Source organism: Xanthomonas arboricola pv. guizotiae, from assembly GCF_002940205.1.
GTDB classification, from domain to species: Bacteria; Pseudomonadota; Gammaproteobacteria; order Xanthomonadales; family Xanthomonadaceae; genus Xanthomonas; species Xanthomonas arboricola_C.
On record NZ_MDSK01000011.1, the window covers coordinates 114,750 to 138,288 of the forward strand.

The window sequence follows — 23,539 nt, forward strand, 5'->3', positions numbered from 1 at the left end:
GCCCATTCAACGGCCAAGCGCGCCGATGAGCTGCTGTACTCGATGGAGTGAGTTGGCACCGACACCAACGCCGGAGGCGCACGCGCACCGATGCGCTGTGAGCCTGAAGGTGGAACGCTTGTACGCGGATGCGCTGGGCTTAGGCTACTGCCGCCTGCCGCCTGCCGCCTGCCGCCTGCCGCCCGCATGCCCGCAGCAAGTCGCTGCAATCTCGGCTGTCGTGACCGAACCTCTGCGCAACAGCGAACGGCTCGGGTCGAATACATCGGTGCGGGCGGTGCCCCCACGCTTTGCTCTTGCGGTGGCACGGGTAAACAGTTGCTGCCCAACGGCTGCGGTTGGCCTTCAACTCCAGGCAGCATCCACAGCCATTTCGCGATTGGTCCATGCCAATTCCGGGCAGAGGGTTGTGCCTGCCTGCCTGGCTGGCGGCTGAAACCCAGCTGCAGGCGCCGGGCTCAATCGGTGCTCACGGTGACCTGCACCTCGATGCGCAGGCGATCAGCCGGTAGCTGCGTGTTGGGCGCGATCTCGATCTGCGTGGACCAGCCGCGATCGCGGCAGATGGTACGCAGCTGGTCCACCCAACGCCTGACGTCAGGTGCATCCGGTGTGGCGGCTTCGAGATGCAGCCTGGTCGGCGCGCGATGGCCCGCGCGCAGATGGCGACCGATCCAGTCGCCTGGAGCGCTCGACAGCGGCAGCAACTGCGCTGCCGCAGCAGACGCAGCGCGCTGCTGTGCGGTGTCGGATGTCGCAAGCCTGCTGGCCGAGATCGGTTGTGACGCCGGTGCCGCTGCTGCTTCGCCCGACATTGCTGCAGCGTCGTCTGCCTGCCGTCGCTGCGCCGCGGGGGCTTTTAGTGGCGCCGTTTTCGGCGGAGTGCGCGATAGCAGCCCGGAAGGCTGAGTGGCTGGGGTGGCGCTGTCAGCCGGGATGAAGGGTGTCGGCTTGCCGGCTTCGGCGAGTGATCGCTGCTGGGTGTCGATTGCTAACAGGGGGGCGCCGGGCACGTGTGCCGAGGGAGCGGGCGCTACCTTCGGCCGCTCTTGCGTGGTCTGCTGCGCGCTGCCGTTGGCAATCGCGACGGATTCCCGTTCGGCAGAGAGGGTCTGCGTGGCGTCGACGTCTGCGTTGGCAATCGCTGCCATCGGGGCTGCAGGCATCGGTGGTGCCGGTGCAGCAACCATTGGTTCCGGCAAGGCTGCAGCCGGCGCGGGCGGTGCCGGTGGAGCGGGCGAGGCAGACGGCGCTGGACTCGGGGGAGCTGCGAATGCGGCTGAGGGCTTTGCCGATACGGGTGGTGGCATGGATGCCAATGGTGTCGGCACCGGCGAGCGTTTTGCGACCAAGTCGCCTTCGAATGCAGATCCAGAGTCAGATTTGGCCGGGCTTGCTGGCATCGGCGCAGCCTGCGATTCATTGGGCTGGTCTGCAGGCTCCTGGACGGCGACGCGTGCCGCCTCCATGGGTGGCGCGGGCAGCGGTGCGGTGGCCTGCCAGTGCAGCCCGACACCCACGGCCAGGGTGACCGAGGCGGCCAGCGCCAGCGCCGGCATCCAGCGTTGCCGGCGCGCGCGCCGCGCCGCCGGTGTTGCCGCATGCAGCGCATCGGCTGCTGCCGCAGCGTCGGGCGTTGTTGCGTTGGTCGTCACTTCGGCCGTTGCCATGGCCTGTGCCACGCTCTGCGTGGAATCGCCCGCTGCAGGACCGGACACCTCAGCATTCGCAGCCTGCGCAGCTGGCTGACTGTCATCGGCCGACGCAGCCGCTTCAGCGCCGTCGTGCCGATACCGTGCATCGCCATCGGTGAAGTCGCTGCCGGTGGCCGGCGGTAGCTGTTGCAGCCATGCACGCGTCGCGTCCTGCACGGGTGCGCCCAGTGCCTGCGCCGCATCCTCGCCGGCACCGAGGCGCCCCTGGATGGCGGCGCGCCGTGCGGCCTGGGACAGGTCGGCCTGCGCGGCTGCAGCAGCAAACACCGCAGCCATCGATGATGGTGGTTCGAACTGCTGCGCCGTTGTGTTGCGCGAGCCGTCAGCCGGCGTTGCGGTGGAGGGGCTGTCAGCCTGCGCAGCCGATGCGAAAAACGGGGCATCCATCGATGCGGGCGGCTCGAATTGCGCGGTCTCTTGCATGGCCGCATCGCGCGCGCCTTCTGCCGGCGGCGCGGCCTGCGTCTGCTCGGATTGCGCAGCCAACGCGAAAGCTGCCGCGTCCATCGACGCGAGTGGTTCGCGTTGTTCCGCGTCTTGCGCAGCGGTGTTGCGTGCGCGCTCGGCCTGCTGCGCGGCCTGTGCAAACCAGGCATCCATGCGCGCAGGCGGCAGATAGCCTGGCTGGGCCTGCAACAGTGCAGCCAGGCCGTCGTCGCCAGCGAGGAAGCGTTCGAAGGCCGCGTTCATTGCACCGCGTCCAGGCTCAGGCGCAGTTTGGCGAAGGCGTAGCGCAGCCGGCTCTTGACCGTCTCGAAGCCGTCGCCCACCACCTGTGCGATGTCTTCCACCGCCAGCCCGACGAAGAAGCGCAATACCACCACTTCGCGTTGCGCATCGGGCAGGGCCATGACGGCTGCGCGCACGCGCTGTTGCTGCTGTCCCAGCATGGCCAGTTGCTCGGTGGACAGGTCATCGTCGGGCAGCTGCAGATGAGGGTCTTCCAGCGGCACCGAGGTGGCGACGTAGGCGCTGCGCCGCGTGTCGAGCCAGGCATTGCGCGCGATCTGGAACAGGAAACTGGTGAAGGCGGCCTGCCCGGGGCGATAGTCGCTGCAGCGGGTCATCAGCTTGACCCAGGTTTTCTGCGCAAGGTCTTCGGCCTCGCTCAGATTGCCTTCGCACTGCCAGGCCAGGAAGTTGAACAGGGCGCGGTTATGGCGCTTGAACAACTCGGTGGCCGGTTGTTCGACAAACCCATTGGCGACGAGGAGCATGAGCTCCTCGTCGGGCAGCGGCGCAAGATCGGCTGGATGCATGCGCGCAGTATAAGCAACCGCCGTGTGCATCAGTCCGTGGTTGCGACCGGCCGGCTGCCGAGTGCTTCGGCCTGCTGCACCATGCGCAGGAAGTCGGCGCGATACCCATACCGATCCTTGCCGATACTGCCTGCGGCCAGGGCGCGCACCTGCGGGAAATCCCAGCCGTGCAGTTGGCTGCCACCGCGCAGGCGCTGGCCGAAACCGGCCACGGCCGCAGAGAAGCGGAAGGCCTCGCTGGAGGCATCCAATGCCACCTGCTGGTCGCGGCGGATGACGGTATCGATCAGGCTGCTACGGTGCGCGCTGGGCAATTTGTAGCGCAGCTTGAGGTGGGCAAGTTCGTTATCTGCATTGCTCGCCGGGCGCAGCAGGTCGGCGGCGTAGCGCAGCGGATCGACCGACGCGGTGCTGTTGAGCGGGGTGATTTCATACAGCGCGGTCACGCTGTGGCCGGCACCGATGTCGCCGGCATCGACCTGATCGTTGTTGAAGTCTTCGCGGCGCAGGGCACGATTCTCGTAGCCGATCAGCCGGTACTCCTGCACCGTTGCCGGGTTGAACTCGACCTGGATCTTGACGTCGCGCGCGATGGTCTCCAGCGTGGCGCCCAGTTCGTGGGTCAGTACCTTGCGTGCTTCCAGCGGCGAGTCGATGTAGGCGTAGGCACCGTCGCCGGCATCGGCCAGTTGCTCCATCAGCGTGTCGTTGTAGTTGCCCGTGCCAAAGCCCAGCGTGGACAGCGCCACGCCGGAACGCCGCTTTTCGGCGACCATGCCTTTGAGCGTATCGAAGTCGGTGACGCCGACATTGAAGTCGCCATCGGTGGCCAGCAGGATGCGGTTGATGCCGCCGCGCAGGTAGCTCTGCTGTGCGGCGCGGTAGGCCAGCTCGATGCCGCTGGCACCGGCGGTGCCACCACCGGATTGCAGGCTGTCGATGGCTTCGACGATGCGTGCCTGCTGGTTGCCGGGCGTGGGCGACAGCACGACTGCGGTGTTGCCGGCATAGGTCACCAGGGTGATGCGATCTTTCGCGCGCAGCTGGCGCGTCAACAGCTTGAGCGAGGATTGCAGCAACGGCAGCTTGTCGGGCGCGTCCATCGACCCGGAGACATCGACCAGGAACACCAGGTTGACCGCCGGCAGCGCAGTGGTCGGGACATCGCGTCCATTGATGCCGATGCGCAGCAGCAGGTGCTTGCCGTTCCAGGGCGCGGGAGCCAGTTCGGTGCGCACCGCAAAGGGCTGGCCATCGCGGGGCGCGGGGTCGTCATAGCGGAAGTAGTTGATCATCTCTTCCACGCGCACCGCATCCACCGGCGGCAGGCTGCCACTGGTGAGATAGCGCCGCACGTTGCTGTAGCTGCCGGTATCGACATCGATGCTGAAGGTGGACACCGGGTTTTCCGCGGCCTGCACGATCGGGTTGTCGCTGAGGGTCTGGTAGGTTTCGCGGTCCTCGACCGGGGCGGCCGGTGGCGCCGGCATGATCATGCTGCGGCTTTCGGGGAGTGCCATCAGCGCCGCAGCAGGCGCTTGCCGCGCAAGCGCGCTGCTGGGCATCGGTGCGGGCCGCGCGTGCACGGGTGGAGCTGGGGGGGCGGGCGTGTACGCGACCGGCGGAGGCGGCATGTTCTGGACAATAGGTGTGTACTCGATCTCGGCGGTGGAAGGTGGCGGCGCCACTGCGTCGGGCGGCGCGGGCGGGTCGCCAACGACGGGTGAGGTGGGTTCGTGCGAGCAGGCGCTCAGCAGCAAGGCGAGCGCGAGAAGGCTGTGACGTGGCATGGGAATCCTTTGCGTGGCGAGAACGAATGGGTGAACAACCGGGCAGCCCGAGGTCGCCGTGCACTGCGCCTCTGCAGGTGAAACGGGCCAGGGCGGCAAACGGGGTTAAACGGATGTTTTTTTTTGAAGCGCTGCCGTGGCGCTCAATGGCCGTCAGCGGCAGTGGCTTGGCCGTGTCCGATGCGATTGCGGATCCGGTTCGGCGACGCGCGGCGGGCGCAGCCCCGCTGGTGGGTTGACGGGCGGGGAGAGCCCGCGACGGGGCGTCGGACTGGTGCAGAACCCTTCGTCCGTGCAAGTAATGTCCTGGGAGCCGAGCGTGGGCGTGTCATCGACGGATCAGGTCGCTTGTTCATTGGCAGCTGGCGATTGCACACGGTGAACCTGGTGTGCCGCCGCTTGCCCACCCGACGCCTTGGCTCTGTAGTGGCGGGTAGCTCTTCGCACATGCCATCGACGCAGCAGCGAGTGCGCGGCTCAGCCATCGCCGACATTCGCGTGCGCGAGTCCACGGGCCTGCATCGCGTCGACGTCCGTGCAGGCTGTCTGCAGCAACGGCCACTGGCCGAAGCTGCGACACCTGAGAAAGGAGGCGCGGCGACGCGCATCATGCTTGCGGGCGTTATGCCTCAATCCGCATCACGGCGCGGGGTAATGCGGTTTATCCGCGGGCGTTGCTGCCGCATGATGGGAGGCTGCGGCGCAGTGCGCGGCATCTGTTTCCGTTACGGAGTTCGCCTGGATGATTCAACGTCGTCATTTCCTCAAGAGCGCCACCCTGGGCGCCATCGCTTCCGGCCTGGCCGGATGGGGCGCACGTGCGCAGGCCGCGGCCGCTGGCACCGCGGCAGTACGCCCTGCGGCGTTGCCCAAAGGTCAGGCACGGGTGATTTCCACCTGGGATTTCGGCGTGGCCGCCAATCAGGCCGCGTGGAAGCTGCTGAGTACCGGTGGCATGGCGCTGGATGCGGTAGAGGCCGGCGTGCGCGTGCCCGAAGCGGACCCGAACAATCCGACGGTGGGCCTGGGCGGGTATCCGGATCGCGATGGGCGGGTGACGCTGGACGCCTGCATCATGGACCACCTGGGCAATTGCGGCGCGGTGGCGTCGCTGGAAGATGTGGTGCATGCCATTTCGGTGGCGCGCGCGGTGATGGAAAAGACCCCGCATGTGATGCTGGTCGGCGATGGTGCGCGGCAGTTCGCACTTGCGCAGGGCTTTGAGCAAACCAGGTTGCTGACGCCGAGTTCGGAAGCGGCGTGGAAGCAGTGGTTGAAGACGTCGAAGTATTCGCCCGAAGCCAATGTCGAAAACCGCGCCTGGCGTGACGCCAAGCTGCCCGGTGGCAAGGACAACCACGACACCATCGGCATGATTGCGCTGGATGCGCACGGCAATCTGTCCGGCGCGTGCACCACCAGCGGCATGGCATGGAAGATGCACGGGCGGGTCGGCGACAGCCCGATCATCGGCGCTGGTCTGTATGTGGACAACGAAGTGGGCGGCGCCACCTCCACCGGCGTGGGCGAAGAAGTGATCCGCAATGTCGGTAGCTTTGCAGTGGTGGAAATGATGCGCCAGGGCAAGTCGCCGGCCGATGCCTGCCGCGAGGTGGTGATGCGGTTGATCCGCCGCAAGCCGGAGCTGACGCGCACGCTGCAGGTGGGATTCCTGGCGATGAACAAGCGTGGCGAGGTGGGTGCGTTCGCGATCCAGAAGGGCTTTAGCTACGCGGTGTGCGATGCGCAGCGGCAGGATCTGCTGGTGCCCGGCGAGAGCCATTACACCAGCGAGCCGGCGGCATGAGTGCATTGGGTCTTGAAGTTGCGGCCGATTCGGTGGCCTCGGCGTTGGCCGCGCAAGCAGGCGGTGCGATGCGCGTTGAGCTGTGCGGCGGGCTGGATGGCGGTGGACTGACCCCGTCGTTCGGCACGTTGGCGGTAGTGCGCGCGCGTTTGCGGATTCCGCTGTATGTGCTGATCCGCCCGCGCGTGGGCGATTTCGTGTTCAGTGTCGATGAGGTGGAGGCGATGCGCCGCGATGTGCAGCAGTGCGTTGCGCTGGGCTGCGATGGCGTGGTGCTGGGCGCGCTGGACCGTCATGGCCAGGTCGATATGGACACGATGCGCGTGTTGATCGAGGCGGCTGGATCGCTCGGTGTGACTTTTCACCGTGCGATCGACGTCAGTGCCGAGCCTGCGCGCGCGCTGGAAGATGCGATCGCGCTGGGCTGCGTGCGGGTGCTGACATCGGGTGCGCGTGCCAGCGCCGTCGAGGGCGTGGACGTCATCGCCGCGCTGGTGCAGCAGGCGGCCGGTCGCATCGGCATCATGCCGGGCGCGGGCGTCTCCGAGCACAACGTCGCCAGCTTGCGCGCACGGACCGGTGCCTGCGAATTCCATGCGTCTGCTCGGGGGACGGTGGCTGCGCAGGTGCCGGCGCCGCATGCCTACATCAGCGACCTGGGCGGAGATTACCAGCGCACCGATGCCGCGCGGGTACAACGGATGGTGGACGCGTTGCAGCAAACGTGAAACGCGCACAACGGTGCCTTCGGCCCGCATAGGCGTTGCCTGAGTTGCGCAAGCAAGCCGACCGCGACGCTTGATGGGCTGCTGTGCCTGTCGCGTTCGCCATCTACTGATGGCCTGAAGGTTCCGGGGTTGTTTGCCGTTCGTCCTCAGAGTCGTCGCTGACCTGCTCGGGAATGTGCAGCGTGAAAGCCGGAAAGCACGCGCGGTCTTGCGTGTGTGCGTTGACGATCAGCTCCCGGGTCTTCCACATCTGGATCGCCTTGGCCAAGGTCGCTGCGTCGAGCTGGCTTCCTGCGTGATAAACGAACTGCCCAAGATGATCGACGATGCCCAGGTGCGCGCTCTTCTGCGCCTTCCAGTTGCTGACGTTCGCGTAGTGGCGCCTGAGGCCTTCCTCGCTCGGGTCTTCGACTCTGGGGGGGGGGCCTGCCATCTCGATCACCCGCCTCAGGAAATGGGGATCCTTGCTTTCTTTCAGCATTTTCTGCAAGGCCGGAATCTGGCCGAAGGTGGTGGGAGCGTCGGGTGGGCGCTTTTCTGGAAGGTAGGATGGAGCACCTTCCAGAAAGGGATTTCTTTCCTCATCAATGACCGTGCTCAGCATGGTCTGCGCGGTGTCTTCGATGCGTTCGAGCGCAGCCGTGCGAAGCGGTTCAGTGGTTGTCGCCGACGAGGATGCGCTGGCTCGATTGCCGGCACCAGGTGGCGAGAGATCCGGGGCGGCTGGGCCGGTCTGCTCTGGTTCGGCGGGGCGCGCAGTCAGACGAAGACGGTCGAGTTCCGCCTGTAGATGCGGCGGCACCCGGATAGTGCAGCTGGCAGGTAATCTGGCAATCGACGAGGGCAGTCTGGAGAGATTGTCGCAGCCTCGCAGGTCGAGTTCTTCGAGTTGCGTCAAAAGGTGAATGTCCAGCGGCAGGATGCGCAGGTTGCTGCAGTCTTTTAAGCTCAGTCGTTTCAATGGCGCACTGCCGTCAAAAATCGGTGGATAGTTGCTCAGCGCTGTGCAGCCTTCCAAATCAAGTTCTTCCAGCCTTGGCATTCGATGGATGGCCGGTGCAAGAGTGGACAGCGGCGAATCGCTTATCTGTAGCGTTTTCAGGTTTTGCAGGCCGGTAATGGAAGTCGGAAGCGATGTGATCCCGGTCCCCACCAGCTGCAGCTTCTGCAGGTTGACAAACCCCTCGTGCTCGCCGGATGCATTGGTGTTCGCCAGGCGTTTGGGAAGTTCCTTCAATTCCGGGCAGGAAAGGATGGAGAGCTCACGCAATCGGCTGAGGCTTGCGATGGATGCAGGTAGCGAATCAAGCGGATTGTGCGCAAGCCTCAGTGTTTCCAGGCTCGAAAATTGCTGCATGGTGGCCGGAAGCTCCATCAGCCCCGCCGCGTTGATCGTCATGTGCTGCAGATGAGAAAGACGGTATGCCTGATCGGGAAATTGCGGAAGGGGAACTGAGTTCAGCTCCAGCGCTACCCGCTCCGGTAGGGTTGCGTCCTCCAGTATGTCGGCTGTTGCCTTGAGCGCCCGGGCCGTGCTTGTTTCGACTTGCGGATCGTTGCTGTTGGCCTGCCGCCATGCGCTGTGCCAGCGACTGCGGTCTGCGCTGTAGTGTCGTTGCCATTGCGCCAGAACGTCGCGGTACGGGCGAAGTGCTGTGGAGCGCTGTAATGGCGAAGCGTCAACGGTCGATGGCACACGCGGGCGGCCGGACCGGTGGCCAGACACATGTCTGATCAGGCCGCCGAGTATGCCGGTAGGGCGCTCGGGCGCGGGGTGTGCGGGTGGGACATTGCGCGCGGGTGCATTCGCATTGGATCCATCCTGCTCCGGCAGTCCGATAGGCGTGCCCGGCGGGCGTGGTTGATCGACGCGTCGCATCGCGTTGCTCGTCTTGGCTGTAGCTCACCGACGATGATCGGCATGCAACGCTACTGGCGAATCCGTGGAGGCGAAGCCACCGTCATCATGACGAAGGATCGGCCGCGTGGTCGCATGCCGTTGTGCAGCGCTCAGACTGCGTTGCGGGGGCGGGCGCCTGGCAGGGGCCGCACGCGTCGATTCGCGTGGGATCGAGCACTACATGCTTGATCCGTCGGCGCTTCCAGGTGTAGCTGATGTGCACCAACCCGTCACGGGTCTGGATCGCGGCCGGATACGAAAATTCGTCCTTGGCGCTGTCTTCCAGCGTGAGCACCCGCTGCCAGTGCAAACCATCGTCCGACAGTGCCACCGCCAGCGTGCCGCGTCCCTCCCACCAGTCCTTGCCGGCGATGGCGGGGTTGTAGACCAGCAAGGCGCGGCCGTCGCGCAGCATCGCCGCGTCGGTGCCGGAATTGGGGTTCTGCACATCCAGCAGTTGCATCGGCTGCCAGTGCAGGCCGCCATCGTCGGAGAAGGTGCTGAAGAGTGTGTCCTGCTGGCTGCGGCCCAGCGCCTGCAGACGACCATCCGGATACAGCAGCAGGCTGGGTTGGATCGCGCCGATCACGCTCGGATCGTTGAGCGGCATGCCGCGCTGCCAGTGCGCGCCGTCATCGTCGCTCCATTCCAGATGCGCGCGCCAGCCGCGATCTTCGCTGCTGCTGGGTGCCAGGATGCGGCCGCCCGGCAACTGCAGCGGCTTGTTCTTGATTGGGCCAAGGATGCCGTCCGGCAAGCGCTGCGGCGTCGACCACGTCGCGCCGTTGTCCATGGAGGTGAGCCGCAGCCCCCACCACTGCCGCGGGTTGGGGCCGAGTTTGTAGTACAGCTGTACCGGCCCGGTGGACGATTGAAACAGCACCGGATTCCAGGCCGGCACATCGGTCCCTTGCTCGCCGGCGTGCGCGCCGTCGGCAATGCGTTGCGGAGTCTGCCACTGCTGCGGGCCACGCCGTGCGAGCCAGATGCCGACGTCGGGCGCGCCTTCGCGCGCACCGCCAAACCACGCCGCCAGCAGCTGCCCATCGCGGGTTTCCAGCAGGGTGGAGGCGTGCGCCTGTGGCGTGGGGGCAGGGTCGGCGATGAATTCGCTACGCACGATCGGCGACGCCGGAAACACGGCAGAGCGCGCCTGCGCGCTGCAGGCAGCAAGACTGGCAACAAGGCAGGTCAGCAAGCGCGTGGAAAACATCGGGGTCCCGTGCGGTGTGGATTCAATAGAGACCTATTTATCATCTATTGAATACCTGTGCCTTGGTCATCCCAGGCGCAGGCGGCCGTGGTTGCCGACCATGTGCAGCGAGGGCAGCCGGTCGAGCGCATCAGCAAGGCGGTAGGCAGGAACGTCATGGGCGTTGGCATGTCTGCGCCGTCCTGGGATCGCCACGTGTGCCGATGCCAAGGCCTGGGACACGTTCATGTCGCGCAACCGGTAGTGCTGGCCTCGCCCTGTGGCTTGATCGCCATGGGTGGCTCGACGGCACATCGGGAGTGCGACGTGCATTGCGAAGCTGCATGGCGCGGATTCAGCGGTACGCGTGTGCGCCGCTATCGGAAAGGCACTGCAGTGCGCTGCAGCCTGGCCTGTGTATCGCGACGCCGCGTGCAGGTCGTTGGTGGTCAACGCGCATCACATCGTGCATTCCGTCCACTCAGGAGTCGAGCATGGCCTTTCCAACTGCAGTCAATCAACAGGTGACCGATGCCGTCACCCAGTCCGACGTCAAGGTTGTAGGCGAAGCGCCGGCGATGGCGATGGGCTCGATCTACCAGACAATGGCACAGTCGAGCGGTGTCCTGTTCCAGAACGCCGTCGCGGCACAGCAACAGCAGAACACCCTGGCGCAGGCTACGACCAATCAGGGCGTGATGCAGGTCTACAACGTGGATACCACGGTGGCGGCCGGTGCCGGCGAAAAGAGTGCGCAGACCGGCGTGGCCGACAACCTGACCAGCCTGCTTACAGTGCTCCAGGCGTTCAAGTGAGCAAGCGGCCGGCTACTGGCGATCGCAGATCGCGCTCGCCAGTGGTTCGCGTGTTCGGTGTGCTCAGGCCGCGTTGTCGTCGCGGACCTGCGGCGGCAACAGCGTCTGCGGCTTCTTTGCCGATTCGGTCTGGCACAGGAAGGCCATCCGGTGCGCCGCCTCGGTGCTGTCCATGGGCTTGCCGTGGACCTGCTCGGCGAACGCGTGCTGGGTGTGTTCCGCATCGGCGGGAATGGGGTCTTGCGTAACGGTGGACGACGACATGCAACGCTCCTGGAACCTGCAATCAAGCCGTCTACGTCGCAAGCAAGCGCATCCGTAACGGGGTCAGCCGGTGATCTTGCCTGGAATCTGGTCCGCCCGATACATCCACGGTAGCGGGCGGTGCGGCGGCACCGGACGTTCTGATAACGGCGGCACGCGTCGCGGCTGAAGGGTAGCGACGGAAATCTGCCTTGGTCGGCGACAGGCCCCAGCTTTCTATCGGCAGGCGCTGGGGGCACTCCCAACTGGTGCATCGCCACACTCCGGTGAACCCTCGGCTTGCGGTGGAACCGCCTTCACTGACGGAGTGCAAGCTCCGCCAGGCCATCCAGGCGACGCTTTACATTCCGCCAGTCGGGCATATGGGCGTCGAGCAGTCGATAGAAGCCCTTGCCGTGATTGTGAAGCTTCAGGTGACACAGTTCGTGGAGGATGACGTAATCGATACAAACCGTGGGGACACGGATCAGTGCCAGATTCAGGCTGATCCTGCCCAGAGGCGAGCAACTGCCCCATTGCCGCTGCATCGTTCGCAATGCGAGTGGCGGTGGCTGCTTGAGCCAGCGTAGATGCGCGGCCAGGTCGGCGACGCGCTGAGGCAACACCTGTCTGGCACGCTCCCGCTGCCAACGGTCCAGCGCGGCGCGTACCGCTTCGGGTGCCCGACTGTTGACGCGTATTTCGATATAGCCGCCACGCAGGCGCACGCCGTTCTGCTCCGTGTCAGGGATCACCTTCAGCCGATAGCGCCTGCCCAGATGCAGCACGGTTTCGCCACTGACGTAGGCGTAGGGCGTGATGTGCCGCAGGCGGCTTTCGATCGCGGTCAGGTGCAGGTGAATCCAGCGCGCACGTCGGGTGAGGGCCTTTCGTATCTGTGCGTCGGTTGCCTGCAGCGGCGCATCCAGCCGGACGCGACCATCCGGCTCCACATGGATCGCCACGCGCGCGATGGGGCGGGTGGGGGATCGGTGGATCTGGCAGCGAATCAGGCGCTCGCCATAGGTCACCACCATGTGGGCTTGTGGGGCGGCATCTTTCACGCGCGGTTGCGCCCGATGCGCACGATGTGGATCACTTGGTCCACGATGGCCTTGGCGTGATCCAGGCCAAGCAGATCGAACATCGCCGGAAGCAGTGTCTGACGAATCTGGGACTCGATGCTGTGCGGGTTTAACGAATGTTCTGCTACCGCGTTGCGCACCACCTCGTCGATGGTGATGGCCAGCGTCACCAGCGCCGTCATCCGTTCAGCGCTATTGGCATCCATGGCTTGTTCGCCCAGGGTGAGACGGATGGCGCCGAAATACGCACTGGCCTGCGGCTTGTCGGCCAACGCCGCAGGAATTCCAGGGGGCCGTTCGCGTTGCAGGCGCTGCTCGAATGCGCGCAGCACCGCATACTGTTTCAACGGATGGTCGAACATAGCCTCTGCCTCTGCGATGGCCTGCCGCAGGAGCTCGCCGAAGACCTTTTGCGCGTATGGATCGCCGGCGAGGTCCTGTTCGATGGTCTTGCGCAGCCGGGTCTGGATCAGATCGGCTTCGTTGCGGGTTTTTTCCTCCGACCAGGTGTACGGGTCTTGCGTCTGTCCCAATTCGTGCACCACATAGGCGCCTTCCGGTTCACGGACCTCGCGCCCGATCACCTGTTTGTCCACCAGCTTGCGGATCTGTTCTTCGTAGACGCCGTAGTCCACCGTTTCCATCGCATCCTGGCGGGCCGTTAGCCGCAGGCCAGAGAAAAAGCGCAGATCCTGTTTGTAGCGATCGATCAGTGTGTCGGGAAATGCGGTGTCTTCGAAGAAGCTGCGCGATGACAAGGCGGTTTGCAGGCACAGCCCGAACGCGGTCAGTGCCGCGTAGAAGTCCTCGCGCACGGCCTGGCGTTCGTCGTAGTCCTCGCCATCGGCGCCGCGTACAAAGTGGGGGATCAAGCGTTGTCGGAACTGCTCAAGATCGCGGCGGTTGGTGACGCCGTCGAAAAACGCCCATAGCCGCGCATGCAGGGAGGGCAGGCGTTTGTACTCGCTGCTGACCGCGTGATACAGCCCCTCCAGATCGGCCACATCGAAGCCGGCCTGGGTGCGTGTCTCAAGATCGCGATAGGCGCGCACGGCGGTATCCAGCTCCGGCAGGATGCCGCGGTAATCCACCAGCAGGCCGTGGCGCTTGGCATCGTGCAGGCGGTTCACCCGCGCCACCGCCTGAATCAGGTTATGGCCCTTTAGCGGCTTGTCGATGTACAGCACACCGTTGCGCGGTTCATCGAAGCCAGTGAGCAGCTTGTCCACCACGATCAGCAGATCCGGGTCGCCCTCGCCACCGAAGGCATGCACTGTTTCGCGCTCGTAGTCGTCCGGGCTGATGCGGGCATCGGTCATGGTCTGCTTCCACCACTTATGGATGTCGGGCGCATTGTCTTCGTCCACCGTGCTGTTGCCCTCGCGCGTGTCGGGTGGGGAAATCACCACTGCGCTGCTGGCAAGGCCGGTCTGGTCCAGCGCGCGCTTGTAACGGATCGCATCGCGCTTGCTGTCGGTGGCCACCTGGCCCTTCAATCCCAACGGTTTGACGTGCTCGTTGTAGTGGGCGGCGATGTCCCAGGCGATCAATTCGATGCGGTTTTCCGCGCCATACACGGCACGCTTGCTGGCGAACTTCTTTTTCAGGTCGCTGCTCTGCGCTTCGGACAGCCCGGCGGTGATCTTGTCGAACCAGCGGTTCACCGCCGCTTCGTTGATATCCAGTTCCGGCACGCGCTCTTCGTAGAGCAGTGGCGCCACGGTCTGGTCTTCCACCGCGCGCTGCATCGAGTAGGCGTGCAGGATCGGGCCGAACTTGTTGGCCGTCTTTTCGTCCTTGAGCAGCGGGGTGCCGGTGAAGGCCAGGTAGGCGGCGTTGGGCAGCGCCTTGCGCATGCGCTCGTGGGTTTCGCCGCCGTGGCTGCGGTGGCCCTCGTCCACCAGCACGATCAGGTTGGGCGAGGGGTTGCGGCACTCGGGCAGCTTGGCGGCGGTGGTGAACTTCTGCACCAGCGAGAAGGTGATGCGCTCGTTGCCCTGGCCGATGCGCCGGGCCAGGTCGCGGCCGGTGGTGGCCTTGCTGCGCTCGCCGTCCTTGCGGGTGGCCACCGCCGAGCCGAACGCGCCGCCACTGAGGAAGTTGCGCGCCAGCTGGGTTTCCAGGTCGGTGCGGTCGGTGACCACCAGCACCCGGCATTCCTGCAGGGCCGGGTCCAGCAGCAGCGCCTTGGTCAGGAACACCATGGTGAAGCTCTTGCCCGAGCCGGTGGTGTGCCAGAGTACGCCGCCCTCGCGGCCACCGTCTGGCCGCAGCTTGCGCAGTTGCGCCAGCAATGCACGGATGCCGAAGAACTGCTGGTAGCGCGCCACCAGCTTGCCGGCCTTGCGGTCGAACAGCACGAAGTTCCGCAGGAACTCCAGCAGCCGGGCAGGCGTGAGCAATCCGGCCAGCAGCCGGTCCTGTTCGGTGGGCAGCATGGGGTGCGCCCATAACGCCTGGCAGTAGGCGCGCAGCGGTGCCGGCTTGCCGGCCAGCAGTGCATCGCGCGTGGCCGCGGGCAAGACAGCGTTCTTGAGGCGATGCACAGATGCCTCGTCGAATTGCTCATCGCGCCAGCGCGCCCAGAATTTGGCCGGGGTCTGGGTAGTGCCGTAGCGCGCCTCGGTCAGGCTGAGTGCCAGCAGCAGCTGCGCATAGGCAAACAGCTGCGGAACCTCTTCGGCACGCTGGTTGCGCAGTTGCTGGTTGATGGCCTCGTCCACCATCGATTTGCCGGCCTGCCCGCCAGTGGGGCGCTTGGTTTCGATCACCACCAGCGGCAGGCCGTTGACGTAGCCCACGATGTCCGGCGTGCGCGTGTGTGTGCCCTGCGCGGACAGCACCTCGCATTCTTCGGTGATGTCCCAGCGGTTGGCGGCTGGGTCAGTCCAGTCGATCACGGCGATGGTGGGCTGGTGCTTCTTGCCGTCGGGCATGAACTCGGTGACGGTGATGCCCAGCGCCAGCCGCTTGTACAGCGCTTCGTTGGCGGCCAGCAGCCCTTCGCCCAGCGGCAGCGCCGACAGTTCGCGCACGATCTGGTCGATGGCGCCGGGCGAGAGCGGGTAAGCCTGGCCCTTGTACACATAGCGCCGGGTCTGCAGTACCTCCAGCAGCCGCGGCAGCAGCAGCACCTCGCGGGTGCCGCCGCGCAGCGCCAGGCAGTCGGCAGCGCTCAGGTACTGCCAGCCCAGGTTGCACAGCAGGTGCAGGGCGGGCAGCTGCGCGCTGGCCTGTTCGCGGGTGTCGGGGGCGCTGTGGTTCATGCGGCGCTCGCCTCGCCGGTGGGCAGGCGCACGCGGCGCTTGCCGGTCAGCAACTGAGCCATCAACGCGGACTTTTCGCGTTTGAGTGCCTTCAACTGCTCTGAAATCAGGGCAATCTCGCGACTTGCTGCATCCAGGATTTCGACGATGTGCTTTTGCTGTGCCAGCGGCGGAATGTTGAATGGCCAGTTGAGCCAGTGGTCGGTCTTGAAGATCATCTTTTCAACATGCACGCCGATGCTCGAGTGGAAGCACGTCTGCTGGAAGTATCGCGATTCCGACAGATAGCGCAAAAAACGCAGATCGATCTCGCCATCTGTGTTGAGAGCGGCGTATTCGTTGGACACCACTGCGCCATCCAGCGCTGGCGGCACGATGCCGCAAGCACCATGGACGATTTGACGCTTTGAAATCAGGAAGTCATTCGCATGGACATAAAACTGCGTGGGCGTTTTGACTTCTTTGCCTTGCAGGACATCGCGCAGTTCCACGCCGCCGCGGGACCGTTTGACCGTCACAAGCGTGTAGGTCTTATCGTGCACCAAGGCCACCTGTCGACGCACTTCCTTGAGATGGTCGCGCAATTGAATGCGACGCCAGCCTGCAGGTGCGGGCGGCAATGTGGGTATCCCAGGTTGCACCGAGGCAGGAAGGCCGCTGTTTTCTGCTGGCGCTGAAGCATCTGGGTTGGCGGAAGGCAGGTGCAGGGTAAGGCCGATTAGTGCGTTCCATTGCATTCGGTCGTTTGCCAGCAAATGCTCTGTGGTGGCGATGGCTTGATCCCAGGTGGAGAGGATTTGGGCGATGCGGTCTTGTTCCGAAATGGGAGGCAGCAGGACGGGAAAAGCCTTCAGCTGCGAAGAGTTGATGCTTGCAAGATTGGTGCTGCGCTTGGCGCAACTCAGGAAATAGGTACGTCCGTATTCGCTAGCGGATAGCGCGGATAAGAACAAAGGATTGACCAGCTCTCGCTTGGCACGGACTGCGAAGACGTGGTTTTGATGCAGGCAGGGATCGAGCGTGCCGTTCCAAACAGCGCCTCTGCCCAATTTGTCGAAATCGCCGCCCTCGGTCATCAAGATGTCACCCGCCTTGAGTGAATAACGATCGATTTGATGCCGTTCCACTTCGATCGTCTTTACCTCGCTGAGGTTGATGAAGCTGTCCTGCACGTTTGCCACACGCAGATAGGGAAGTTCCACCGGATCGATCAGCCCAGCTTTTCCCTTCGCCACGCCGGTACGCACGTCCGCGACTTCATGGAGCGGTCGGCGACTCCAACCTTTAGGTAGCATCAGGGCTTTCCTTGTAGCTTTTCTTAGTAGCGACGGTGAATGCGATGTGGGACTCCGGCAAGAAGCCACATACAACTTTGGCGGTTGAGCAGGTAATAGATATTTTTTGCATCACGTGACTCTTCTCATTCGGAAGCACGACTGCCTCCCTTGCGTGCCAGTTTCTCTACCGACTCTAGTGCCCTGATGTCCTCCACATCCGCCGCCAACGCCTCCGCCTTGCGCCGCTTGGCATCGAACACGGCATAGCGCTCATGCGCGATCTGCTGCATGCGCTCGTGGCTGACGGTGCCGGCATCCTTCAGCAGCGGCCGTTCGTTGAACGCGACAAAGCGGTCCACGTACTGGCGCCAGTCGTCCATGCGCAGGTCCTGGCGCTGGCTGGCGCGGTCCTCGGCGTCATCCAGGAACATCGCGGCGATGCGGTTCGACTGGGTGATCTCCTCGGCGTGAAGATAGTGCTTGACCACGATGACATCGCTCTTGCGCACGCGGCCGGCCTTGCCGCCGGTCAGTGCCATGTCGGGCTTGCCGGGCTCGGCGGGTTCGACCGCCGGTTGCGCAACGGTGTTCGTGTTGTCGGCGTCGGTTGTCAATGATTGCTCGACGACTGACACCCGGGTCCGAAACTGTGATGAGGATGCCCATCGCTGCAAGCTAGGTAGGGCACTTGTCCGGATCGCCCTGGCAAGGGGGGGGTCAAATTGACCCCCCCCTTGTGGCAAGTGCTTGATTTGCCGGGCGCGCAAGTGCCTGTTCATTGTTCGTCCTTGTCCTGGCCCAGTGCCGGCCTGGTGTCCTTCTGCAACTGCTTGATGCTGGTGTCGGCTGCCGGCAGGTTCTCCGGCAAGGTTCCGCCCAGTTCCTGAATGGTCTTGCGCACCGTCTGGCCCACCTCAAAATGGGTCCGGTTGGCGGCGGTCTTGCCCTGCACGTTGTCGCGGCGCAGCTTTTCTTCCGCCTGCGTGGCACGGAACAGGTTGGCTGCCAGTTCGGTACTGCCCATGTGGTCGAGGATCTTCTGGCTTTTCTTCAGGGCCTTGCGCGCGTGAATGTCCTTTGCGCCCAGGCCGCCATACAGACCCTTGTAGCCGTGATCCTGGAAGACGGCATACTCCAGTGGCGTCTCTACGCCGGCCTGCTTGGCCGCTGCGGCCAGATCCTTGTTGTGCTGGCTGATCTGGTCGCGCAGGAAGAGGCGACGCTGATTTTCGCTCAGCGCGTCGAAGTCAACGGCCTCCTCACCCTGGATGCGTTCGTTACCGATGCGCGCCAGCCAGCGCTTGAAGGGTTCGGCCTTGGGCGAGGGGATCGATTGAATGATGCGCAGCGCGCCTTCCAGCGTGGTGCAGTTCAATAGCTGCGGCCCGCCCGCCGTTGCCACTCTCAGGGGGGTTACCAGGGTGTCCCAATTGCGGGAGAGTTCTTCATCGCGACGGCGCAGGTTGCGCAGATAGCTTTCCGGGTTCTCCGAGTCGGTCAGTGCGCTGACCACATCAATGACGGCGAACCACCATTGATCGGCATGCCAGGTGCGTCGCACCGCTGCGCCTTCGTGAGCTGCCAAGCCTTCGATTGCATCGCTGGCGATATCGGTTTTCTTGTCACTCATAGCCCAGCTCCTTGAGATACGCCGCCATTTGCACCTCCAGCTTGGCCAGTTCGCTCTTGAGCTGCTCGCGCTCGCGGCGCACGGCCATCAGGTCGATTTCGGCTTCTTCCTCGAAGGTATCCACGTAGCGGGGGATATTGAGGTTGTAGTCGTTGCCGGCGATCTCGGCCGGGCTGGCCAGGTAGGCGTACTTGTCCACATTCTGGCGCGCCTGCACGGTGTCCAGGATGCGCTGCAGGTCGCTTTCGCGCAGCAGGTTCTGGTTCTTGCCGTCCTGGTACTGGCGGCTGGCGTCGATGAACAGTACGTTCTTGTCTTTCTTCTTGGTGCGGAACACCAGTACCGCGGCGGGGATGCCGGTGCCGTAGAACAGCTTTTCCGGCAGGCCGATCACCACGTCCAGCAGGTTTTCGTCGATCAGCTTCTGGCGGATGCGGCCCTCGGCGGCGCCACGGAACAGCACGCCGTGCGGCACCACCACCGCCATGCGGCCGGTGCGCGGCCGCATGGTGGCGATCATGTGCAGGATGAAGGCGTAGTCGCCCTTGGTGCGTGGCGGCAGGCCGCGACGGAAGCGGTCGTGCGGATCGTTGCCGGCGCTGTCGTGGCCCCATTTTTCCAGCGAGAACGGCGGGTTGGCCACGACGATGTCGAAGTCCCTGAGGTGGTTGCCAGCCAGCAGCTTGGGGTTGCGGATGGTGTCGCCCCACTCGATGCGGTGGTTGTCCTCGCCATGCAGGAACATGTTCATCTTGGCCAGCGCCCAGGTGCTGCCGATGGCCTCCTGGCCGTAGAGCGCGTACTTGCCGCTGCCGGTGCGCTCGCGGATCAGGCGGCCGCACTTGAGCAGCAGCGAGCCGGAGCCGCAGGTGGGGTCGCAGATGTCATCGCCCTGCTGCGGGTCCATCAGGCGCGCCATCAGCGCGGAGACTTCCGGCGGGGTGTAGAACTCGCCGGCCTTCTTGCCGCTGCTGGAGGCGAAATTCTTGATCAGGTACTCGTAGGCGTTGCCGATGATGTCCAGCTGGCCGATGCGCGAGGGGCGCAGGTTGAGCGCAGGCTTGGCGAAGTCTTCCAGCAGGTGGCGCAGCAGATCGTTCTTCTGCTGTTCCTCGCCCAGTTTGTTGGCATTGAAGCTGATGTCCTGGAATACCTCGCGCAGCTTGCCCAGGTTGGCGTCTTCGATGGCGTGCAGGGCGGTGTCGATGCGCTCGCCATTGCCTGGACGGTGGCGCTGGTCGTACAGGGTATAGAAGTTGGCGCTATGCGGCAGCACGAAGCGCTCACTCTTGAGGAGTTCTTCGATCAGGCCGGGCTTGTCGCCGTGTTTGGTCTTGTAGTCGTCGTAGTGGTCCTGCCAGACGTCGGAGACGTATTTCAGGAACAGCATGGTCAGCACATAGTCCTTGTAGACGCTGGGGTCCACGGTGCCGCGGAAGGTGTCGCAGGCGCCCCAGACGGCGGCATTGATGGTGTCCTGGGCGATATCGGTCTTGCTCATGGAGTGTCCAAGGTCTTAGGCGAGGAGGCGCTCGGCGAGGATCGCCAGCTCGGTGGTGCGGTTGTCGATCAGGGCGTACATGGCAGCGCGTTCGGCCTGTGCGGCCTGCTCCAGCGCAATGGCCGCGTGTTGCAGTTGCAGTGGGGGTAGGCGGATTGGGACCATGTCCAACACTGTGCGGCGGATGCTCAGCTGGCTGCTGCCCTCCGCCGACTGACGCAGATAGCGTTGTGCCGGCGGCTGATTGAGTTGCCATGCGAGGAAGGCGGGTAACAGCCGCTGCGGTGCCTTCACCCGGATGACATAGATGTGCGGGGAACACAGCGTGCGTGGCGGCGGTGCCTGTGCCAGCGCTGCAAAGGTGCTGGCCCCTCTGGCGATGAACACGATGTCCTGATCCAGCAGCCAGTCGGGTTGTTTGCGGCCTTCCACCTCCGTTGCGACAAGCGTGTCGTAGGTGCGGAGCCCGGCACGTGCGACGTCCCTGATCTGGACAACGCGCACGCTGCCCCCGGCAACCTCAGGAATCGACCCGCGAAACGGGTGGCCCATGCGGACGTCCGCATGCCTGGCAAGCGTGGACGTGAGTGCATGATTGACCATGAAGCGAACGATGAAGTGCCTTCAGTCGTTTGTCAATAAAATTATGCTTCATTGAATTTGATGCAGTAAAAATGGATGTGCGACGGTCCATTGCCTGCTAACCTCATGCTCAAGCAGCGGTGTCTGCTGATGTGAGAGGCCATGCGGTGCAACGTGAGAACGGTATGAAGCAATCTTTTGACGTTGATGGCTCCGTACTGGGTTATTACCTGCCCGAGAACGCGCAGGACCGCCTGCGGAAGCTTGGCGAGCACATGCGTTTTCTCGCGCGGATTGCGCAGCCGCGCACGCGTGAAGAAGAGCAGGCTCCGCAACCGGCGATTCGGATGGACGAACTGGCGCTGTGTATGGAGTTGCTGGCAGAACAGGTGCGTCTGATTCTGGAGGAGACGCGCTGGCCGGCGACGTTGCACGCACCTGTTTGAGAGAGGCGGCGGGTGAATTTGTCAGCGCTGATGCGTGTCGATCCGTATGCACCTTGTACAGTGCGTGATGCATTCGCAGCTAGCCCTTGGCCGGCAGCAATTGCCGGCGCGCCATCCATAGATTGGGGAGCGCAAACAGTGTCAGTACCTGCGTGGTGCTCTTCACCAGATCACGATTGTAATGACCCACTGACACTCTGCTCAGGTCTTAGCTTTCAGAGAAGATATCGATAGCGGACCTTGACGTCACCAACCCGGCGATCGATCACCTGAAACGGATGTTCCACTTTCGCCCGCAGGTTGGCCTTGGTGTGCTCCCAGGGCTTGGCCCACTGCGATTGGCGCCGAGACATGCGGCAACCCGGGCACTGCGTGACTGGGTCGGCGCGATAAAGTGGCGTTCTTGCGCTCAGTGCGTCGTTCGCTGCCGACGATTGGGTTTCAACGGATTTTCAGGAGCAAGTTATCGAGTCAATTTTTCAAAGGTTGCATGGACACCTTCCTGGAGCCGCAGCGCGGCATCCTTGATGAATGGGTCCGCCAGCAAATCCTCTGCCGTGGCACGATCTTGGCCAATCATGCGGTTAAAAAAAGCGACGATCTCTTGCTTGCGTTCAGAGGGCAGCTGTTGCAGCTCATCCATGAATGGAAAGTCTTCCTTTGACTTTGCCAGGGAAATGCCCACATAGCCCATGTGGTAATCCGGGCGTTTGATGAAATGCACTAGGAGTTGGGCAGCGCTGTAAACGTCCCGTCGATGACTTGCTTGCAAATTCATCTCGATATAGCCGGGTGTGCCTATGCTGGCGGACTCACCCTCTTCTCCACCCAGCCCCATATCGATCAGCCGGAACATTTTATTGGACCGGTCGTACATGACGTTGTTGTGTGAAACGTCCTGGTGCACGATTCCTATTTCTTCACAGCGGGACAAGGCAATCAAGACATCGGCCATCAGCTGCTTTGTCATGTCAAGGTACTCCGGCACAGTGATCGTCCGCTGCTGCAATGCCGGGCGCGCGAGCTCGACCAGCTTGCCGACAGTGGTGCCGTGGATTTTTTCCAGCAATACGCCTAATACGTTGTCGATCTGCGCCAGACCGTAGGCGCGCATGACGCGAGTCCCCTCATCCAGTGACACGGTCATGTGATATTCCCTGTATATCTTGGCTTTGTGCAACGAGACGGAAGTTTTTGGATCGGACGCATTTTCCTGGAAGCCCTTGTCATACAGAGTGGTCGGGATCGGATCTTGGAGATCTGGGTTCAACATTGCCTTGAAGACAAAGTCCCGCCCAAAATTTTCCCCGGATCGCCAGAAATCCTCGGCCAGACGGACAGCGTAGGCTCTCCCGGAAGCGCCTTTGCCGATCGGCTGCATGTTCTTGAGGCTTTGGTCATTGCCGGCGTGCGTTGACTCAAGCCGTACAGGGAGAAAACCGTTCTCGATTTCCGGCGCACCAGGCTTCAACGATGACAATCGCTCGATCAGTTCTGAACGCCGAGAATTGGTGATGAGGTCCCTTATTGTGCGCGGACTGAGTGAGACATCCTGTTGACGATAACGCCTGTCACGTGCCTGTATTCTTTCGTTTCGCAGGATGCCGGAGGCACTCGAAGGAGACGGTGACAGGGCGGCAGAGCCGGGTGTAGGCGGGTCGAGTAGCGATCCCAGTAGCGGCAAATTGGCGTGCTTCGTCGGTGTGCGGCTGGAATTGGAGCCTGGCGTTGTCGGTGTGCTGCTGTCCATGGACAGCGAGCGTGAAACCGGGCGTGGCACTATGACTCTAGCAGGTCTGTGATCTACGTTCAGACTCGACTTTGGGATAGAGGACTCCTTGCTTCCGCTTACCCTTCTTTTCAGCAGCGTGAGCGGGTGATCCTGGCCGGGGGCGGCTGGCTCATGGTGTTCGGATGCTGGATGCGTTGATGTCTCGGATTGATCGCCATCCGCTTGCATGCCATGTGGTACAGCCGGGGGAATGTCCGAGATCTTCATTGTGAGAGACACGTGCCGTAATCGTTGGAATGAGTGGCTGGTGAATCGTAAGCCGTTGTCAGGGCAGGCATGACGACATAGCTGCAATCTCGACCGGACCATCGCGAGGACTCTTGCGCAACTTAATACCCAGGCATGCAGTGCACGCGGCACCTTGATACGAGGTCGTGTGAGGCAATGCGAAGTGATGTGCAATTGTGGTAATGCGTTTACTAGGGCCTGTTAACACATCCGAAGCCCATCAACGACCAGGACGAAGTTGAGGAATCCAAGGAACATGACGTCCAACTTCTCGAAGCGCGTG

The 23,539-nt window shown here is 63.5% G+C and carries 19 protein-coding genes and 1 pseudogene; 4 read left to right on the top strand and 16 right to left on the bottom strand.

The genetic code is table 11. From position 1 onward, the window contains the following. Positions 1-458: 458 nt before the first annotated feature. The 3 genes from XarbCFBP7408_RS23110 to XarbCFBP7408_RS09030 are packed head-to-tail and all read right to left on the bottom strand — an operon-like array spanning position 459 to position 4,764. On the bottom strand, positions 459-2,405 hold the full coding sequence (locus tag XarbCFBP7408_RS23110; RefSeq protein ID WP_104562664.1) for a hypothetical protein: 1,947 nt from the start codon (positions 2,403-2,405) through the stop codon (positions 459-461). Further along, positions 2,402-2,974: a sigma-70 family RNA polymerase sigma factor gene (locus XarbCFBP7408_RS09025; protein WP_104562684.1), complete on the bottom strand. Its 573-nt coding sequence runs from the start codon at positions 2,972-2,974 to the stop codon at positions 2,402-2,404. The genes XarbCFBP7408_RS23110 and XarbCFBP7408_RS09025 overlap by 4 nt, the downstream gene beginning before the upstream one ends. A gap of 29 nt (positions 2,975-3,003) precedes the next feature. Next, positions 3,004-4,764: a vWA domain-containing protein gene (locus XarbCFBP7408_RS09030; RefSeq protein WP_104562665.1), complete on the bottom strand. Its 1,761-nt coding sequence runs from the start codon at positions 4,762-4,764 to the stop codon at positions 3,004-3,006. Between the two features lie 742 nt (positions 4,765-5,506). On the opposite strand from XarbCFBP7408_RS09030, the gene XarbCFBP7408_RS09035 reads away from it, so the two are divergent. Both XarbCFBP7408_RS09035 and XarbCFBP7408_RS09040 read left to right on the top strand, forming a co-directional pair. Next, entirely contained in the window at positions 5,507-6,571 is a 1,065-nt protein-coding gene (locus XarbCFBP7408_RS09035) for a N(4)-(beta-N-acetylglucosaminyl)-L-asparaginase (protein ID WP_104562666.1), read from the top strand. Continuing rightward, positions 6,568-7,299, top strand: a complete 732-nt coding sequence (locus XarbCFBP7408_RS09040; protein ID WP_181106268.1) for a copper homeostasis protein CutC — start codon at positions 6,568-6,570, stop codon at positions 7,297-7,299. The genes XarbCFBP7408_RS09035 and XarbCFBP7408_RS09040 overlap by 4 nt, the downstream gene beginning before the upstream one ends. A 103-nt stretch (positions 7,300-7,402) precedes the next feature. Here XarbCFBP7408_RS09040 and xopL read toward each other — a convergent pair whose 3' ends face one another. From xopL to XarbCFBP7408_RS22715, 3 genes are all read right to left on the bottom strand, one after another. Beyond that, entirely contained in the window at positions 7,403-9,178 is a 1,776-nt protein-coding gene (gene xopL / locus XarbCFBP7408_RS09045; RefSeq protein ID WP_104562667.1) for a type III secretion system leucine-rich repeat domain-containing effector XopL, read from the bottom strand. Between the two features lie 85 nt (positions 9,179-9,263). Then, positions 9,264-10,412 carry a sialidase family protein gene (locus XarbCFBP7408_RS09050; protein WP_104562668.1) on the bottom strand — a complete coding sequence of 383 codons (1,149 nt, stop codon included), beginning with the start codon at positions 10,410-10,412 and terminating at the stop codon, positions 9,264-9,266. A gap of 66 nt (positions 10,413-10,478) precedes the next feature. Beyond that, positions 10,479-10,640, bottom strand: coding sequence for a hypothetical protein (locus XarbCFBP7408_RS22715; protein ID WP_181106270.1), 162 nt, complete (start codon positions 10,638-10,640; stop codon positions 10,479-10,481). A gap of 245 nt (positions 10,641-10,885) precedes the next feature. Between XarbCFBP7408_RS22715 and XarbCFBP7408_RS09055 the strand changes: the two genes are divergently transcribed. Then, positions 10,886-11,206 carry a RebB family R body protein gene (locus tag XarbCFBP7408_RS09055; RefSeq protein WP_104562669.1) on the top strand — a complete coding sequence of 107 codons (321 nt, stop codon included), beginning with the start codon at positions 10,886-10,888 and terminating at the stop codon, positions 11,204-11,206. A 63-nt stretch (positions 11,207-11,269) separates the two neighbouring features. Here XarbCFBP7408_RS09055 and XarbCFBP7408_RS09060 read toward each other — a convergent pair whose 3' ends face one another. From XarbCFBP7408_RS09060 to XarbCFBP7408_RS09095, 8 genes are all read right to left on the bottom strand, one after another. After that, the gene (locus tag XarbCFBP7408_RS09060) at positions 11,270-11,470 is read right to left on the bottom strand and encodes a hypothetical protein (RefSeq protein ID WP_064507411.1); all 201 of its coding nucleotides are present in this window, start codon (positions 11,468-11,470) and stop codon (positions 11,270-11,272) included. 296 nt (positions 11,471-11,766) lie between these two features. Further along, positions 11,767-12,486 (bottom strand): M48 family metallopeptidase, encoded by a 720-nt coding sequence (locus tag XarbCFBP7408_RS09065; RefSeq protein WP_104562670.1) that lies wholly within the window; start codon positions 12,484-12,486, stop codon positions 11,767-11,769. 23 nt (positions 12,487-12,509) lie between these two features. After that, positions 12,510-15,800: a type I restriction endonuclease subunit R gene (locus XarbCFBP7408_RS09070; protein WP_104562671.1), complete on the bottom strand. Its 3,291-nt coding sequence runs from the start codon at positions 15,798-15,800 to the stop codon at positions 12,510-12,512. Next, positions 15,797-17,095 (bottom strand): restriction endonuclease subunit S, encoded by a 1,299-nt coding sequence (locus XarbCFBP7408_RS09075; RefSeq protein ID WP_104562672.1) that lies wholly within the window; start codon positions 17,093-17,095, stop codon positions 15,797-15,799. Before XarbCFBP7408_RS09075 ends, XarbCFBP7408_RS09070 begins: the two co-directional genes overlap by 4 nt. Positions 17,096-17,220: 125 nt before the next feature. Then, the gene (locus XarbCFBP7408_RS09080) at positions 17,221-17,691 is read right to left on the bottom strand and encodes a virulence RhuM family protein (protein ID WP_258072083.1); all 471 of its coding nucleotides are present in this window, start codon (positions 17,689-17,691) and stop codon (positions 17,221-17,223) included. A 161-nt stretch (positions 17,692-17,852) separates the two neighbouring features. Next, on the bottom strand, positions 17,853-18,707 hold the full coding sequence (locus XarbCFBP7408_RS09085) for a BRO family protein (RefSeq protein WP_104562673.1): 855 nt from the start codon (positions 18,705-18,707) through the stop codon (positions 17,853-17,855). Then, positions 18,700-20,208 (bottom strand): type I restriction-modification system subunit M, encoded by a 1,509-nt coding sequence (locus XarbCFBP7408_RS09090; RefSeq protein WP_104562674.1) that lies wholly within the window; start codon positions 20,206-20,208, stop codon positions 18,700-18,702. The genes XarbCFBP7408_RS09085 and XarbCFBP7408_RS09090 overlap by 8 nt, the downstream gene beginning before the upstream one ends. Positions 20,209-20,223: 15 nt before the next feature. Continuing rightward, positions 20,224-20,811: a restriction endonuclease subunit S gene (locus XarbCFBP7408_RS09095; protein ID WP_104562675.1), complete on the bottom strand. Its 588-nt coding sequence runs from the start codon at positions 20,809-20,811 to the stop codon at positions 20,224-20,226. Positions 20,812-20,975: 164 nt separating this feature from the next. On the opposite strand from XarbCFBP7408_RS09095, the gene XarbCFBP7408_RS09100 reads away from it, so the two are divergent. Then, positions 20,976-21,236: an XAC0095 family protein gene (locus XarbCFBP7408_RS09100; RefSeq protein ID WP_104562676.1), complete on the top strand. Its 261-nt coding sequence runs from the start codon at positions 20,976-20,978 to the stop codon at positions 21,234-21,236. Positions 21,237-21,315: 79 nt separating this feature from the next. Here the strand turns inward: XarbCFBP7408_RS09100 and XarbCFBP7408_RS09105 are convergent. Both XarbCFBP7408_RS09105 and xopAU read right to left on the bottom strand, forming a co-directional pair. Further along, positions 21,316-21,586: pseudogene (locus XarbCFBP7408_RS09105) on the bottom strand (hypothetical protein); the annotation flags it as partial. Between the two features lie 113 nt (positions 21,587-21,699). Beyond that, entirely contained in the window at positions 21,700-23,235 is a 1,536-nt protein-coding gene (gene xopAU / locus XarbCFBP7408_RS09110) for a XopAU family type III secretion system effector serine/threonine kinase (RefSeq protein WP_181107123.1), read from the bottom strand. Positions 23,236-23,539 lie beyond the last annotated feature (304 nt).

What these genes read in the sequence shown, in the direction of transcription:
- xopAU (WP_181107123.1), bottom strand. Translation starts at nt 23,235, where the DNA reads ATGAAGATCTCGGACATTCCCCCGGCTGTACCACATGGCATGCAAGCG.
- XarbCFBP7408_RS09070 (WP_104562671.1), bottom strand. Translation starts at nt 15,800, where the DNA reads ATGAACCACAGCGCCCCCGACACCCGCGAACAGGCCAGCGCGCAGCTG.
- XarbCFBP7408_RS09085 (WP_104562673.1), bottom strand. Translation starts at nt 18,707, where the DNA reads ATGAGTGACAAGAAAACCGATATCGCCAGCGATGCAATCGAAGGCTTG.
- XarbCFBP7408_RS09090 (WP_104562674.1), bottom strand. Translation starts at nt 20,208, where the DNA reads ATGAGCAAGACCGATATCGCCCAGGACACCATCAATGCCGCCGTCTGG.
- XarbCFBP7408_RS09095 (WP_104562675.1), bottom strand. Translation starts at nt 20,811, where the DNA reads ATGGTCAATCATGCACTCACGTCCACGCTTGCCAGGCATGCGGACGTC.
- XarbCFBP7408_RS09025 (WP_104562684.1), bottom strand. Translation starts at nt 2,974, where the DNA reads ATGCATCCAGCCGATCTTGCGCCGCTGCCCGACGAGGAGCTCATGCTC.
- xopL (WP_104562667.1), bottom strand. Translation starts at nt 9,178, where the DNA reads ATGCGACGCGTCGATCAACCACGCCCGCCGGGCACGCCTATCGGACTG.
- XarbCFBP7408_RS22715 (WP_181106270.1), bottom strand. Translation starts at nt 10,640, where the DNA reads ATGAACGTGTCCCAGGCCTTGGCATCGGCACACGTGGCGATCCCAGGA.
- XarbCFBP7408_RS09040 (WP_181106268.1), top strand. Translation starts at nt 6,568, where the DNA reads ATGAGTGCATTGGGTCTTGAAGTTGCGGCCGATTCGGTGGCCTCGGCG.
- XarbCFBP7408_RS09060 (WP_064507411.1), bottom strand. Translation starts at nt 11,470, where the DNA reads ATGTCGTCGTCCACCGTTACGCAAGACCCCATTCCCGCCGATGCGGAA.
- XarbCFBP7408_RS09055 (WP_104562669.1), top strand. Translation starts at nt 10,886, where the DNA reads ATGGCCTTTCCAACTGCAGTCAATCAACAGGTGACCGATGCCGTCACC.
- XarbCFBP7408_RS09065 (WP_104562670.1), bottom strand. Translation starts at nt 12,486, where the DNA reads ATGGTGGTGACCTATGGCGAGCGCCTGATTCGCTGCCAGATCCACCGA.
- XarbCFBP7408_RS09030 (WP_104562665.1), bottom strand. Translation starts at nt 4,764, where the DNA reads ATGCCACGTCACAGCCTTCTCGCGCTCGCCTTGCTGCTGAGCGCCTGC.
- XarbCFBP7408_RS23110 (WP_104562664.1), bottom strand. Translation starts at nt 2,405, where the DNA reads ATGAACGCGGCCTTCGAACGCTTCCTCGCTGGCGACGACGGCCTGGCT.
- XarbCFBP7408_RS09075 (WP_104562672.1), bottom strand. Translation starts at nt 17,095, where the DNA reads ATGCTACCTAAAGGTTGGAGTCGCCGACCGCTCCATGAAGTCGCGGAC.
- XarbCFBP7408_RS09050 (WP_104562668.1), bottom strand. Translation starts at nt 10,412, where the DNA reads ATGTTTTCCACGCGCTTGCTGACCTGCCTTGTTGCCAGTCTTGCTGCC.
- XarbCFBP7408_RS09100 (WP_104562676.1), top strand. Translation starts at nt 20,976, where the DNA reads ATGAAGCAATCTTTTGACGTTGATGGCTCCGTACTGGGTTATTACCTG.
- XarbCFBP7408_RS09035 (WP_104562666.1), top strand. Translation starts at nt 5,507, where the DNA reads ATGATTCAACGTCGTCATTTCCTCAAGAGCGCCACCCTGGGCGCCATC.